Origin of the sequence: Mycolicibacillus trivialis, from assembly GCF_002102395.1 — a bacterium.
Classification (GTDB): Bacteria; Actinomycetota; Actinomycetes; order Mycobacteriales; family Mycobacteriaceae; genus Mycobacterium; species Mycobacterium triviale.
In genome coordinates, this window is record NZ_LQPZ01000014.1 from 1 (window position 1) to 14,611 (window position 14,611).

Sequence of the window (14,611 nt, forward strand, 5' to 3'; positions counted from 1 at the left end):
CGTTCGATTTTGCCTTGGGTTTGGGGGTGGCCGGGGTGGCCGTTTTTCTGGGTGATGCCCAGGGCGGCCAGGAGGCGTTCGAAGTCGTTGTGGCCGCCGGTGAATCGGGAGGTGTAGACCGAGCCGTTGTCGGTCAAGGTGGCTGCGGGTGGCCCGTATTCGACGGTGGTGGCGGTGAAGGTGGCCACGACGTGGGGGCCGCCGACGCGGTGGTGGGCGGTGCAGGACAGTAGGTAGCGGGAGTGGTCGTCGAGCCAGTTGAGGATTTCGGTGTCGGTGCCGTCGGCCAGGGTCCAGTGGGTGAAATCCGATTGCCAGCATTCATTTGGTTGTTCGGCGGCGAAGCGGTGATAGGAGCTGCGGGGGCGTTTGCGTGGTTGGGGGGTGATCAGACCGTGGTGGTGCAGGATGCGCCGGATCGTGGAGGTCGACGGCACCGGCAGGCATTGACGCGCCAGGTGGGTTTGAAGAGTCAGGGGCCCGGCGTCGAGGCCTTCGGCGACGAGGTGTTCACGCAGGTGCACGATGGCGGCGATGACTTCATCGGGTGTTCGGCGGGGGTTGCTGGCGGGGCGCCGTGAGCGGGGCTCAACAGCCTCAAGGCCGCCGGTGCGGTAGCGGGCCAGCAGGCGGTAGATGTGTTGGCGGGAGATCTTGTAGGTCTTGGCAGCGGCGGTGACCGACAGGTTCCCGCTGAGGACTTCCAGGACGACCACACGGGCTTTGGACATGAACCGTGACTGTCACCTATGACCCGACTCATCAGCCACCCCTGACGGTGTCACCCATGTCGCGACTCAGCTGTCACCTATGTCATGAACTCACACACCTCCGGGCGTGCTCTTGTGACCGCGATCCCGCGCGGAAAGGCGCACCTCATGCCATTCGAGGCCCGGGTCAGCCGGATCAAAGTATTCGGTCTGATGATCGGTTGCGTGGTCTTCGTGGTGGGCGGCCTGTGGATAGCCGGTGTTCTCGGCGACGGAGCGGACGCCACGATTTTTCACCGGATTATCGGGTGGCTGTCGGTCGTCTTTTTCGGGCTGTGTCTCCCGGTCAGTGTGGGACGGTTGATCCGAGGTGGCCTGGCTCTCCGCGTCGACGCCGAGGGAATTTACTGGCGGCAGTGGTCTGAGCAGGTGATCCCGTGGACCGCTATCCGAGCGGCCCACGTCGCTGCGGTGCGCCGGCAGTGGTATCTCAACCTCGACCTGTACGACCCGGCAGCCTATCCGTCGAAGACCATCCTCGGGTGGGTCAAGCGGTTGAATACCGGGATGGGCTACGGCGACATCTCGTTGAACGTCATCGCCACCGATCACAGTTTCGCCGACCTCGTGGCGGCGTTCGACCGCTTCGCCCCCGCGGAGTTGCGGCCGGGAAGCCGATAGCGCACACCGGATATCCCGGCGCTACACCAACGGATTCGGCGGGTACTGGCCGTAGGTTCCCGACGGGTGCCCGAACAGCAACGCCTGGTTCTGGGCGTCGGCGCGGGCCGCGATCCGGGCCTGCTCCAGCCGCCGCTGCCCGTCATGTTCGCGGGAGCGGTAGGCCAGATAGCCGCCGCCGGCCAGCAAGGCCAGCACGACGAACGCCCCCGGGCTGGAGCCGGCCAGCCCGATCAGCATCAGCGCGGCGAACACCACCCCGATGACCCGCCAGGCCTGCGGGCTGGGCCGGCTGCTGGCCAGCGTGACCAGCAGCCACACCGGCAGCCACAGGCCGAAGGTCAGCAGGGTCAGGATCAGATGCAGGACGTGGTTGGGCCCCGAGCGCACCACCACCGGCGCCGCGCCGACGACGTTGTTGATGATGATCGGCGCGGCGCCCAAGTGCTGAGCCGACCAGTCGTGGCCGTCGAAGTAACGCTGGCCGGGGGCGCCGGACGGGTCCGGATACCAGCCGGGCGGGGGAAGGGGAGCAGCCATGGTGACCTCCTATGACGCCGAACCGGGGTACTCCGACGGTATCGGGCACCACTGACACGAACCGGCCGCAATGTTGCTGCGAGAACCCGATCCCCGGTCAGGCTTCGTCGAGGAGATCCAGCATGATGTGGCTGGCGACCTTGGCGCCGAACGGGATTGCGGCCAAATCCACGATGTATTCGGGGGAGTGCGGCGAGTAGGGGAACAGTTTGCCCTCGGCGGCGGCTGCGGCGTAGACCTGCGGGTCGGCCACCCCGACCAGCAGGTAGGCCAGCGGCACATCGGAGTGCGGTCCCTTGAGCAGATGACAGTCCTCCGAGCCGGTGGCCGCCGGGAAATCGGTGACCACCGCGCCCTCGCCGAACACCTGCTGCAACCGCTCGGCCACCCGGGCGGTGAGCGCGTCGTCGTTGACCAGCGGCGGGGAGTGCCCCTTCATGGTGATCGCGGGCAGCCGATCCGCCGGCATCCCGTACGTGCGGGCCAGGCCGTCGCTGACTGAGCGGATCCCGGCCAGCAGCTGATCGCGCACCGCGGTGTTGAACCAGCGCAGGTTGGCTTTGAGCAGCGCCCGATCCGGGATGACGTTGTTGTCCACCCCGGCCTGCACCGAGCCGACGGAGAGCACCGCGGTCTCCTGCGGGGCGATGGTGCGGCTGATGATCGCCTGGAACTCGACCACTGCCAGCGCCGCCATCAGCACCGGGTCCTTGGTCAGCTGCGGCATCGAGCCGTGCCCGCCGACCCCGCGGAACTCGATGTCGAGTTGATCGGTGCCGGCCAGTCGGGTGCCGCCGGAGGCCACCACCATCCCGACCGGGGCCGGCGCGGTGTGCAGCCCGACCAGGTGATCGGGACGCGGCACGAAATCGTAGAGCCCGTCGTCGACCATCGCCTGCGCGCCGGTGATGGCCTCCTCGGCCGGCTGGCCGATCAGCACCGCGGTACCCGACCAGGCGTCGGTGGTCCGGGCGAGCACCTTGGCCATGCCCATCATCCACACCACGTGCGCGTCGTGACCGCACATGTGGGCGACCGGGACGGTGGTGCCGTCGTCGCGGCGCACCCGCACGGTGCTCGCGTAGTCCAGCCCGGTCGCCTCCTCGATGGCCAGCGCGTCCATGTCCGCCCGGTACATCACCGTCGGCCCGGGCCCGTTCTCCAACACCGCTGCCACCCCGGTGCCGGCGATGCCGCTGGTGACCTGGAAGCCCAGGTTGCCCAGCCCCTGGGCGACGGTGCGTGCGGTGCGCACCTCGGCGAACGCCAATTCGGGGGTGCCGTGCAGGGTTTTGAACATCTCCACCAGGCGGGTGGTGTCGGCGTCGACCATGTCATCGACCAGGGCGTGGCCTCGGGCGGAACGCAACTCGGTCACCTCGACTCCCCTCGACCCACCGATCCCGGTGCCTCCATCATCGCGAGTCGGTCAAGACCTGTGCGCGCTCGAACAGCCGTACCGCCGCGGCGTGCAGCTGCTCACCGACCTCGCGCGGCGCCTTCCCGGCGTAGGCGCGGGCCAGCGTGCCCTCCAGCACGATCCCGAGTTTGAAGCACGCCAGCACCGTGTACCACGTGATCGCGGTGAGATCGCGGCTGCTGGCGGCGGAGTACCGATCGATGATCTCGGCGTGGGTGGCCCACCCGCCGTAGCCGGTCAGCGCCTGTTCGAGCACCGGCGGGACCGACGGGTCCGGCCAGGTCGCCAACAGCCAGCCCAGATCCAGCAACGGATCGCCGATGGTGCACATCTCCCAATCCACGATCGCGGCCACTTCCGGACCGGTGAGCGAGAACATCACGTTGGCGGCGTGGTAGTCGCCGTGCATGATCCCCGGCGTCCACACGGACGGCTGTTCGCGCTGCAGCCAGGCCGCCACCTCGGCGACACCCGGGATCTGCGGGCCGGGGTAGGCCTCGAACCGGGCGTAGGACTCCAGCTCCGACAGCCAGCGCGGCACCTGCCGGTCCAAAAACCCGTCGGGCTTGCCGAAGTCGCCCAGCCCCACCGCGCGGTAGTCCACGGCGCCCAACCGCGCCAGCGCGTCGGCCATCGACAGGCCCATCCGGTGGCGGATCGCGGCGTCCCCGGCGTGCAGTGCCGGCAGCCCCTGGCCGGCGTTGAAGCCCTCCACCGGCTCCATCAGGTAGAAGACCGCGTCGCCGAGGACGCCCGGATCGGGGCAGGCGGCGATCAGCGCCGGATGCGGCACCCCGGTGCCGGCCAGCGCGGCCAGCACCCGGGTCTCGCGCAGGATCACGGTGTTGCTGGTCGGGCGCAGATGGTGGGGTCCGCGGCGCAGCACGTAGTCGCGGCCCGACCGGGTGAAGCGCACCATGACGTTCTGGGTGCCCCCGGCGAGTTCGGTGACGTCCGACAACGGCCCCTCGCCCAAGCCCTGCTCGGACATCCAGGCGGCGACCGCATCGAGATCCACAGGCCCGAACCTACTCGAGGGCACCGTCCCGGGCGTTTCGATCCGGCGGTGACCGGGTAGCCGCCCCGGGTGACAGTGACTGACCGGCGTGTGGCGGCGGGACGGGATCGCGAAGCCCCCGGCCCGCCCGCGGAGACACCTGAGCGCGGCACCCCGGCTGAACCGCCGGAGCGGTTGGCCCCGGAGGAGACCCCCAAGCGGCTGACCCCAGCGGATCCGCCGGAGCGCCGAGAAGGGAGCAGCGCGGATGCGTGCTGAGGAAGGCGACGAATCGATCGACGACTACGCCCGCGAGGCAGAAGAGGCCCGTGAGGAGGTCGTCGAGGAGGGGCCGTGGTGGCGCCGGTTGGGACGCGCGCTCGGCCTGTGGCGGTCGTAGCTTCCTGACCGGCCGGCCGATGCCGGGGTGGCCCGCACGGCCTACCGTGACCACATGACCTCACCTGTGATCACCCGGTGGCTCGAACTCGTCGAGGCGGGTGAGTTCGACGGCGTCGCCGCAATGCTCGCCGACGATCCCGTCTTCTACTCGCCGGCGGTGTTCACCCCGCAGCGGGGCAAGGACACCGTGCTGGCCTATCTGTCCGCGGCGGGCAAGGTGTTCGCCGGCGAGGACACCGGATTTCGTTACGTGCAGCAATGGCACGGCGAGCGGTCGGCGGTGCTGGAGTTCACCGCGACCATCGACGGTGTCCACGTCAACGGTGTCGACATCATCCATTGGGGCGACGACGAGAAGATCGCCGAGTTCAAGGTGATGCTGCGGCCGATCAAGGCGTTGCAGACGGTCATCCCCAAGATGGCCGAACTGCTGCAGTAGACCCGCGGCGCACAGCCGGCGCAAAGGGCGCGCATAGCCGCGGTCCATCGGCGGCGGCGATACTGGGAGCCGTGACCCCCGCGCCCACCGACCGTGAGGTGATGCGCCGCGCCGACGGCAGCCCGATCCACGTTTTGGTCGTCGACGACGAGGCGGTGCTCGCCGAGATGGTGTCGATGGCGCTGCGCTACGAAGGCTGGACCGCCACCACCGCCGGCGACGGGGGCGCCGCGATCAGCGCGGCCCGCACCGAACGTCCCGACGTGGTGGTGCTCGACATCATGCTGCCCGACATGAGCGGTCTCGAGGTGATCCGCGCGCTGCGCAGCCACCACCCGCATCTGCCGGTGCTGTTCTTGACGGCGAAGGACTCGGTCGAGGACCGGATCGCCGGGTTGACCGCCGGCGGCGACGACTACGTCACCAAGCCGTTCAGCCTGGAAGAGGTGGTGTTGCGGCTGCGCGGACTGCTGCGCCGCGCCGGGGTGACGACCGCCGACAGCGGCGCGGAGATCGTCGTCGGCGACCTGGTCCTCAACGAGGACAGCCACGAGGTGAGCCGCGGCGGCGAGCCGATCACGTTGACCTCCACCGAATTCGAGCTGCTGCGGTTTTTGATGCAGAACGCGCGGCGGGTGCTCAGCAAGGCCCAGATTCTGGACCGGGTGTGGAGCTACGATTTCGGTGGCCGGTCCAACATCGTCGAGCTGTACATCTCCTACCTCCGCAAGAAGATCGACAACGGCCGCGCACCGATGATCCACACTCTGCGCGGGGCGGGCTATGTCCTCAAACCTGCGCCGTAACCGGCGAACTTGGTCGCTGCGCACCCGGCTGTTGGCCGGGCAGGTGGTGCTACTGGCGGCGGTGTGCCTGGGCATCGGCGCGGTCACCGAATTCGCCCTCTACCGCTACCTGGTGGGGCAACTCGACACCCAGCTGCATGAGGTGGCGCGGCGCTCGGCGGTCATCCACGGGGAGCCGCCCCCGCCCCCGCCCCCGGGATGGGACCACGTGCGTCCGTTCCCGCGGCCCGGCCCGGGACCGGACTTTCTGGACGCGCCGGGGCAGCCGGTGGGGCTGGTCGCGGAGGTGTTACACGCCGGCGATGTGGTCGACGCCGGCTATCTGACCGGAGCCGGAGACCGCGCCGCGCTCACCGACACCGCGCGCACGCAGCTGGCCGAGCTGCCCGCCGGCACCGGTCCGGCCACCGTCACCCTCGACGGGATGGGCCGCTACCGACTGCTGGCACTTCCTGCCCGCCACGGCGGCGACACCGTGGTCACCGGCTTGCCGCTGGCCGGTGTCGACGCCACCGCGATGCGGGTGCTGCTCATCTTCGGCATCGTCATGGTGGCCGCGCTGGCCATCGCCACCACCGCCGGGCTGCTGATCATCCGCCACGCGTTGGCGCCGCTGAACCGGGTGGCCCGCACCGCCGGCGAGGTGGTCAACCTGCCGCTGGACCGCGGCGAGGTCGCGCTGCCGGTGCGGGTGGCCGAACCCGACGCCAACCCGCGCACCGAGGTGGGCCGGCTGGGCTCGGCGGTCAACCGGATGCTCGACCACATCGCCGCCGCATTGTCGACCCGGCAGGCCAGCGAGACCCGGGTGCGGCAGTTCGTCGCCGACGCCAGCCACGAACTGCGCACCCCGCTCACCGCGATCCGCGGCTACACCGAACTGGCACAGCGCCTGCGCGGCTCCGACGACGGCGACGGCGAGGTGACCCACGCGCTGAACCGGGTCGCCTCGGAGACCGAGCGGATGACCCGCCTCGTCGAGGACCTGCTGCTGCTGGCCCGACTGGATTCCGGTCGACCGCTGCAGCGCGAACCGGTCGATCTGTCCCGGCTCGCCGTGGACGCGGTCCGGGATGCCCACGTCGCCGGACCCGACCACGAGTGGAACCTCGACCTGCCCGCCGAGCCGGTGGTGGTCTTCGGTGATGAGGCGCGGCTCCGGCAGGTGTTGACCAATCTGCTCGGCAATGCGCGGGTGCACACCGATCCGGGCACCGTGGTGACCACCCGGCTGTTCACCGAGCCGACCCGGGCGGTGCTGCAGGTGAGCGACGACGGGCCCGGCATCCCGGCGGCGTTGCAGTCGGAGGTTTTCGAGCGGTTCGCCCGCGGCGACACCTCCCGCTCCCGCCGCGGCGGCAGCACCGGGTTGGGGTTGGCGATCGTCTCGGCGATCGTCCGTGCCCACGGCGGATCCATCGCGGTGACCAGTGCGCCCGGGCGCACCCGGTTCACCGTCGCGCTGCCGTTCCTAACCCCCGCACAGCCGGCGCCCACCTCCGGACCATCGACGCCGCCGATCATCGACGGGTGCGCTTGACCGCCCCGCCGCCCGCCGTCGCCCCGCCCCGACGGTGGCATCGCCGTATCGACCCGTCGACCTGGGCGCTGGGCGCGCTGCTGGCCGCGACCGCCGTGCTGTACCTGTGGGGCCTGTCGGCCGGCGGCTGGGCCAACGCGTTCTACGCCGCGGCCGCCCAGGCCGGCGCCGCCGACCCGACCGCGTTCCTGTTCGGGTCCAGCGACGCGGCCAACGCGATCACCGTCGACAAGCCGCCTGCGGCGCTGTGGGTGATGAGCGCCTCGGTGTGGCTGTTCGGGCTGAACTCCTGGAGTCTGCTGGTGCCGCAGGCGCTGCAGGGGGTCGCCGCGGTCGGTGTGCTGTACGCCGCGGTGCGCCGGGTCGCCGGCGCCCGCGCCGGGCTGCTGGCCGGGACGCTGCTGGCGGTGACGCCGGTGGCGACGCTGATGTTCCGCTACAACAACCCCGACGCGCTGCTGGTGCTGTTGCTGGTGCTGGCCGCCTACGCGGTGCAGCGAGCGCTGAGCGCCGACAGCGGCTCCTGGTGGCTGCCGCTGGCCGGGGTGATGGTCGGGTTCGCGTTTCTGACCAAGATGCTGCAGGCGTTGGTGGTGGTGCCGGTGTTCGCCGCGGTGTACGTGCTGGCCGCCGACACCGGGCTGCGCACCCGGCTACGGCGGCTGCTGGGCGGGCTGGGCGCGCTGGTGGCATCCGCCGGCTGGTATCTGGTGCTGGTCGAGCTGTGGCCGGCATCGGCGCGGCCCTATATTGGTGGCTCGCAGCACAATTCGATCATCGAACTGACACTCGGCTACAACGGGCTCGGCCGGTTGACCGGCGACGAGGTCGGCGGGTTGGGCAACACCAACCACGACGTCGGCGCGGCGCGGCTGTTCGGCCCCTCGATGGGGGACCAGATCGGGTGGCTGCTTCCGGCGGCGCTGATCGCCATCCCGGCCGCACTGTGGATCACCCGCGGGCGGGCCCGCACCGACCCGGTGCGCGCGGCGGTGCTGCTGTGGGGCGGTTGGCTGGTGGTGACCGGCGGGGTCTTCAGCTTCGCCAACGGGATCCTGCATCCCTACTACACGGTGGCGTTGGCGCCGGCGATCGCGGCGACCGTCGCGATCGGAACCGTTCTGCTGTGGCGGCGCCGCGCGGAGACCTGGGCGGCGGCCGCGCTCGCGGCCATGATGCTGGTCACCGCCGGCTTCGCCTACCTGCTGTTGGACCGGACCCCGGCGTGGTCGCCGGGCCTGCGGATCGCGGTCCTGGCCGCCGGGTTGATCGCCGCCGCACTGCTCGCGGCGGCCGGCCGGCTGCCCGCCGCCGCCGCACGGGCCCTCGCGGTCACGGCGGTGGTGGTCGGACTGGCCGCGCCGACGGCGTACTCGGTGGCGACGGTGGCCCATCCGAGCCAGGGGGCGCTGCCCACCGCCGGTCCCGCCCGGCACGGACCGCACGGCCCGCCCCCGCCGCGCGACGGCGGCCCTCGGCGGGGCGGCCCGCCGCAAGACGGGGGGATCGCCGCCCTGCTGTTCCCGTCGACACCGGGGCCGGCGCTGACCGCGCTGCTGCGCGGCGACGCCGAGCACTACACCTGGGCGGCGGCCACCGTCGGGTCCAATCGGGCCGCCGGCTACCAACTGGCCGCCCGGGCGCCGGTGATGGCCGTCGGCGGGTACAACGGCACCGACCCCGCGCCGACACTGGATCGGTTCCGGCAGTTGGTGGCCGCCGGGCGGATCCACTTCTTCGTCGGCGGGGCCCCGCCCACACCGCGCCACCAGGTCAGCGGCAGCCGGGAGGCCGCCCGGATCGCGGCCTGGGTGACGCGCCACTTCCCGGCCCGGACCGTCGACGGCGTCGAAGTCTACGACCTGTCCCGGGGATTCACAGCCGGCGCATAAGAACCGCCCATCCGCGCCCTACACCACCCCGCCAAGATCGGGGTATGACCACGATCGCCGCAAGTTCGGACAGCCTCGACCGCACCGACACCGCCCGGCGCCCCGCCGCGGTGTCGATCGCCGCGCAGACCGGGGCGCCGGTGCTCGACGTGGTGGTTCCGGTGTTCAACGAGCAGGTCGCGCTGGCCGGATCGATCCGTCGGCTGTACGCCCACCTGCAGGCCGAGTTCCCGTTCCCGTTCCGGATCACCATCGCCGACAACGCCAGCGTGGATGCCACCCCGCAGATCGCCGCCGCCCTCGCCGACGAGATCCCGGGGGTACGGGCCGTGCGGTTGGCGGAGAAGGGCCGCGGCCGCGCACTGCGCGCGGTGTGGTCGGCCTCGGACGCCCCGGTGCTGGCCTACATGGACGTCGACCTGTCCACCGACCTGGCGGCGCTGGCCCCGCTGGTGGCTCCGCTGATCTCCGGGCACTCCGACCTGGCGATCGGCACCCGGCTGGGTCGCGGCTCGCGGGTGGTGCGCGGCGCCAAGCGGGAACTGATCTCGCGGTGCTACAACCTGCTGCTGCGCTCCACCCTGGCCGCCCGGTTCAGCGACGCCCAGTGCGGTTTCAAGGCCATCCGCGCCGACGCCGCCCGGCGCCTGCTGCCGCACGTGCACGACACCGGGTGGTTCTTCGACACCGAATTGCTGGTGCTGGCCGAACGCAGCGGCCTGCGCATTCACGAGGTTCCGGTGGACTGGGTCGACGACCCCGACAGCCGGGTCGACATCCTCGCCACCGCTCTCGCCGACCTGAAGGGCATCGTCCGGCTGCTCACCGGGTTCGCCCGGGGAGAGATCCCGGTGCAGTCGATCGCCGCGCAGTTCACTCACCGGTCCGACGCGCCGCGGTCACTGCTCAGCCAGCTGGTCAACTTCGCCGCGGTCGGGGCGGTCAGCACTCTGGCCTATCTGGTGCTGTTCGTGGTGTTGCGCCCGTTGGGCGCCCAACCGGCCAACCTGATCGCGCTGCTGGTCACCGCCGTGGCCAACACCGCGGCGAACCGCCGGTTCACCTTCGGTGTCCGCGGCCGTGCCCGGCTGGTGCGCCACCAGGGGCAGGGGCTGGTGGTGTTCGCGATCGGATTGGGGCTGACCAGCGGCTCCTTGGCGTTGCTGCACCACGTCACCGAGCCGTCCCGCGCCATCGAACTCTCGGTGCTGGTGGTGGCGAACCTGACGGCGACCCTGCTGCGGTTCGTGTTACTGCGCGGCTGGGTGTTCGGTCGGCGGCGGGCCGGAGCGCGGCGATGACGGCGGTGACCGAGCCCGTCGCGGCGGACACCGTGGCCGCCCCGGCGGCCGACCGGTCGGCGGCATCGCCGCGCTGGGCGCGCCCGGCCCTGGCGGCGGTACTGGCGGGCACCGCGCTGCTCTACCTGTGGGGGTTCGGGGCGGCCGGCTACGCCAACGCGTTCTACGCCGCCGCGGTGCAAGCCGGCACCCAGAGCTGGAAAGCGCTGCTGTTCGGCTCGCTGGATCCCGGCAACGGCATCACCGTCGACAAGCCGCCCGCGGCACTGTGGGTGATGGGGCTGTCCGGCCGGCTGTTCGGCTTCAACTCCTGGTCGATGCTGGTGCCGCAGGCGCTGATGGGGGTCGGTTCGGTGGCGCTGCTCTACGCCGCGGTGCGCCGGACCAGCGGCACGGGGGCGGGTCTGCTGGCCGCCACGATCCTGGCGGCCACCCCGGTGGCGGCGGTGATGTTCCGGTACAACAACCCCGACGCGCTGCTGGTTCTACTGCTCGTCGTGGCGGCCTACGCCGTGGTGCGCGCACTCGACGGGCCCCCGGCGCGCTGGGTGGCGCTGGCCGGGGCGGTGCTGGGGCTGGCGTTCTTGACCAAGCTGCTGCAGGCGTTCCTGGTGGCTCCGGCGCTGGGGCTGGTGGTGCTGGTCGCGGTCCCCGGCCCGGTCTGGGTGCGGCTGCGCGCCCTGCTGGCCGGGGCGGCGGCGATGACGATCGCCGGCGGCTGGTTCGTCGCCCTGGTCGAGGTGTGGCCGGCCGACTCGCGGCCCTACATCGGCGGCTCCACCGACAACAGCCTGCTGCAACTCGCGTTGGGCTACAACGGGCTGGGGCGGGTACTCGGCGGCGCCGGCAACCCGGTCGGGGGTGAGCATGCCGGCCCGGGTGGGCCCGGCGGGCCGCCCGGCGGCTCGGTGATGTTCGGCGGCGACGCCGACATCACCCGGCTGTTCGGTGCCTCGATGGGCACCGAGATCGCGTGGCTGCTGCCGGCCGCGCTGGTCGGCCTGATCGCCGGACTCTGGCTGACCCGTTCGGCGCCGCGCACCGACCGGATCCGGGCCGGGCTGCTGCTGTGGGGCGGCTGGCTGCTGGTGACCGCGACGGTGTTCAGTTTCATGCGCGGCATCATGCACCCCTACTACACGGTGGCGTTGGCGCCGGCGATCGCGGCGGTGACCGCGATCGGTGTCATCGAGCTGTGGCGGCGGCGCACCACCGTCCCGGCCCGCACCGTCCTGGCCGCGCTGTGCGCCGGAACCGGGCTCTGGGCCTTCGCCCTGCTCGACCGCACCCCCGATTGGCTGCCCTGGCTGCGCTGGGCGCTGCTGATCGCCGCGGTCGCGACCGCGATCCTGTTGCTGGGCACCGGCGCGCGACCGGGTCGGTGGGGTGTCGCGTTGGCCGCCGCCGGGCTGCTGGCCGGCCTGGCCGGACCCGCGGCCTACACGGTGGAGACCGTCATCGGCGGGCACGCGCAGGGCGGGCCGATCCCGATCTCGGGGCCGCCGCGCCCCGACCTGCGCCCACCCTGGTCATCCGGCCAGCCCGCGCCCTCCGACCGGCCCGCGCCGCCGGGTCCGAACACGCAGCCGGGCCCGCCGCCGGGCGGCCCACCCCCGCAGGCGGTCGACAACCCCGACCTGGAGGCGCTGATCGCCGGCACCGGGGACACCCGCTGGGCCGCGGCGGCGGTCGGCTCCCATACCGCCGGCAGCCTGGAACTGCGCACCGGAAAATCGGTCATGGCGATCGGCGGGTTCAGCGGTGGCGACAACTGGCCGACGCTCGCGCAGTTCCAGCGCTACGTCACCGAACGTCAGGTGCGCTACTTCATCGCCGGCGGGGACCGGCCGCACCGGCACGGCGACGACGGTCCCGCCGGGCAGATCACCGCCTGGGTGAAGGCCACCTTTTCGGCGCAACAGGTCGGCGATGCCACCGTCTACGACCTGACCGGCTGACCGGTTCCGCGCTCGCCGCGCCCGGGCTGCTGGCAAGGTCGACACCGTGAACCCCGATCCGGTCAGCCCCGTCATCGCCGAAGCTCACCGCGCCCAGCGCGCCGAGTTGCCGTTCACCGACACCACCGACTTCACCGACGCCGACCGCGGCTTCCTGGCCGCACTCGAGCCGTGCGTGGTGACCGCCGCCGACGGGCGGGTGGTGTGGGACAACGACAGTTACGGCTTCCTCGCCGCGGAAGCGCCGCCGACGGTGCACCCCAGCCTGTGGCGGCAGTGCCAGCTGGCCGCCAAACAAGGTCTCTACGAGGTGGTTCCGGGCATCTACCAGGTGCGTGGGCTGGACCTGTCCAACATCACCTTCGTCGAAGGGGACCGCGGTGTCCTGGTGATCGACCCGCTCATCTCCACCGAGGTGGCCGCTGCCGCGCTGGCGCTCTACCGCGCCCACCGCGGTGAGCGCGCCGTCACCGCGGTGATCTACACCCACAGCCACGTCGACCACTTCGGCGGTGTCCTCGGGGTCACCACCCAGGCCGACGTCGATGAGGGGCGGGTGCCGGTGCTGGCGCCGGATGGCTTCCTCGAACACGCCGTGGCCGAGAACGTCTACGCCGGCACCGCGATGGCCCGCCGCGCGACCTACATGTACGGCACCCTGCTCGACCGTGGCCCGAGCGGCCAGGTGGGCTGTGGCCTGGGCCAGAACACCTCCACCGGAGAAGTCGCCCTCATCGCGCCGACAGTGGTCATCGAACGCACCGGACAGACCCAGCGCATCGACGGCGTCGACATCGAGTTCCAGCTCGCGCCGGGCAGCGAGGCTCCCGCCGAGATGCACTTCTACTTCCCGGGCTTCCGGGCGCTGTGCATCGCCGAGAACGCCACCCACAACATGCACAACCTGCTGACCTTGCGCGGGGCGCTGGTCCGCGACCCGCGGCTGTGGTCGGGATATCTCACCGAGGCGATCGAGATGTTCGCGAGCCGTAGCGATGTGGTGTTCGCGTCGCACCATTGGCCGACGTGGGGCACCGAACGACTCACCGAATTCCTTGCGCTGCACCGTGACCTGTACGCCTATCTGCACGATCAGACACTGCGGTTGCTGAACCGCGGCCACACCGGCGCCGAGATCGCCGAGGAATTCACACTGCCGCCCGCGCTGGAGCGGACCTGGCACACCCGCGGCTATTACGGCTCGGTCAGCCACAACGTCAAGGCCGTCTACCAGCGCTACATGGGATGGTTCGACGGCAACCCGGCCCGGCTGTGGCCACACCCGCCGGAGCAACTCGGGCCGCGCTACGTGGCCGCGCTCGGTGGGATCGACCGGGTGATCGACCTGGCGCGTGAGGCCTTCGACTGCGGTGATTTCCGTTGGGCCGCCACCCTGCTCGATCATGCGGTGTTCACCGATGCCGATCACGACGGTGCGCGCAGCCTGTACGCCGACACGCTCGAACAGCTGGCCTACGGAGCGGAGAACGCGACCTGGCGAAACTTCTTCCTCACCGGCGCAGCGGAACTGCGCGGGGTTACCGCCTCCAGCGCGGTGCGGGTCGCATCGCCCTCGTTGCTGACGCAGTTAAGCGTCGAGCAGATCTTCGATGCGCTGGCGATCCGGGTGGACGGCCCCCGGGCTTGGGAGTTGTCGTTGACGCTGGACGTGTCCTTCGCCGACACCGCCAGCGCATACCGGCTCACTCTGCGCAACGGGGTTCTCGTGCACCGGAATCGGCGGGCCGGAGCACCGACCGCCGACGCCACGGTGGCGGTGACCAACCGCATGCGTCTGCTGGCGGCGCTGGCCGGCGACCTGGATTCACCCGGGCTGGAGATCACCGGTGACCACAGTGCGCCGGCCACGCTGCTGGGGGTGCTCGACGAACCCGACCCCGGGTTCGCGATCGTCACCCCCTGAA

The 14,611-nt window shown here is 71.3% G+C and carries 13 protein-coding genes; 9 read left to right on the forward strand and 4 right to left on the reverse strand.

Going from position 1 to position 14,611, the window contains the following annotated elements; translation table 11 throughout:
- A partial coding sequence (locus AWC30_RS05380; protein WP_133053655.1) for a DDE-type integrase/transposase/recombinase occupies window positions 1–731 on the reverse strand: 731 nt, incomplete at its 3' end.
- 114 nt (window positions 732–845) lie between these two features.
- Here AWC30_RS05380 and AWC30_RS05385 point away from each other — a divergent pair.
- On the forward strand, window positions 846–1,391 hold the full coding sequence (locus AWC30_RS05385; protein WP_133053656.1) for an STM3941 family protein: 546 nt from the start codon (window positions 846–848) through the stop codon (window positions 1,389–1,391).
- A 21-nt stretch (window positions 1,392–1,412) separates the two neighbouring features.
- Here the strand turns inward: AWC30_RS05385 and AWC30_RS17895 are convergent, their stop codons facing one another.
- From AWC30_RS17895 to AWC30_RS05400, 3 genes are all read right to left on the reverse strand, one after another.
- Window positions 1,413–1,931 (reverse strand): DUF2510 domain-containing protein, encoded by a 519-nt coding sequence (locus tag AWC30_RS17895; RefSeq protein ID WP_109561941.1) that lies wholly within the window; start codon window positions 1,929–1,931, stop codon window positions 1,413–1,415.
- Window positions 1,932–2,028: 97 nt separating this feature from the next.
- Entirely contained in the window at window positions 2,029–3,309 is a 1,281-nt protein-coding gene (locus AWC30_RS05395; protein WP_234807952.1) for an amidohydrolase, read from the reverse strand.
- Between the two features lie 37 nt (window positions 3,310–3,346).
- On the reverse strand, window positions 3,347–4,342 hold the full coding sequence (locus tag AWC30_RS05400) for a phosphotransferase family protein (protein ID WP_085109212.1): 996 nt from the start codon (window positions 4,340–4,342) through the stop codon (window positions 3,347–3,349).
- Between the two features lie 274 nt (window positions 4,343–4,616).
- Between AWC30_RS05400 and AWC30_RS18165 the strand changes: the two genes are divergently transcribed.
- The 8 genes from AWC30_RS18165 to AWC30_RS05440 all read left to right on the forward strand — a co-directional run bounded on the left by AWC30_RS18165 (window position 4,617) and on the right by AWC30_RS05440 (window position 14,610).
- Window positions 4,617–4,748, forward strand: a complete 132-nt coding sequence (locus AWC30_RS18165; protein WP_264000407.1) for a hypothetical protein — start codon at window positions 4,617–4,619, stop codon at window positions 4,746–4,748.
- A 54-nt stretch (window positions 4,749–4,802) separates the two neighbouring features.
- The gene (locus AWC30_RS05410; RefSeq protein ID WP_085109213.1) at window positions 4,803–5,189 is read left to right on the forward strand and encodes a nuclear transport factor 2 family protein; all 387 of its coding nucleotides are present in this window, start codon (window positions 4,803–4,805) and stop codon (window positions 5,187–5,189) included.
- Window positions 5,190–5,290: 101 nt separating this feature from the next.
- Entirely contained in the window at window positions 5,291–5,995 is a 705-nt protein-coding gene (locus tag AWC30_RS05415) for a response regulator transcription factor (protein ID WP_085109214.1), read from the forward strand.
- Window positions 5,973–7,535, forward strand: a complete 1,563-nt coding sequence (locus AWC30_RS05420; RefSeq protein WP_085109185.1) for a sensor histidine kinase — start codon at window positions 5,973–5,975, stop codon at window positions 7,533–7,535. The genes AWC30_RS05415 and AWC30_RS05420 overlap by 23 nt, the downstream gene beginning before the upstream one ends.
- Window positions 7,532–9,427, forward strand: a complete 1,896-nt coding sequence (locus AWC30_RS05425) for a glycosyltransferase family 39 protein (protein WP_420093270.1) — start codon at window positions 7,532–7,534, stop codon at window positions 9,425–9,427. The genes AWC30_RS05420 and AWC30_RS05425 overlap by 4 nt, the downstream gene beginning before the upstream one ends.
- 44 nt (window positions 9,428–9,471) lie before the next feature.
- A complete protein-coding gene (locus AWC30_RS05430; protein WP_085109187.1) occupies window positions 9,472–10,728 on the forward strand; it encodes a bifunctional glycosyltransferase family 2/GtrA family protein in 1,257 nt (418 codons plus the stop codon).
- Window positions 10,725–12,686: an ArnT family glycosyltransferase gene (locus AWC30_RS05435; protein WP_085109188.1), complete on the forward strand. Its 1,962-nt coding sequence runs from the start codon at window positions 10,725–10,727 to the stop codon at window positions 12,684–12,686. Before AWC30_RS05430 ends, AWC30_RS05435 begins: the two co-directional genes overlap by 4 nt.
- Window positions 12,687–12,732: 46 nt before the next feature.
- A complete protein-coding gene (locus AWC30_RS05440) occupies window positions 12,733–14,610 on the forward strand; it encodes an alkyl/aryl-sulfatase (RefSeq protein WP_085109189.1) in 1,878 nt (625 codons plus the stop codon).
- Window position 14,611: the final 1 nt, after the last annotated feature.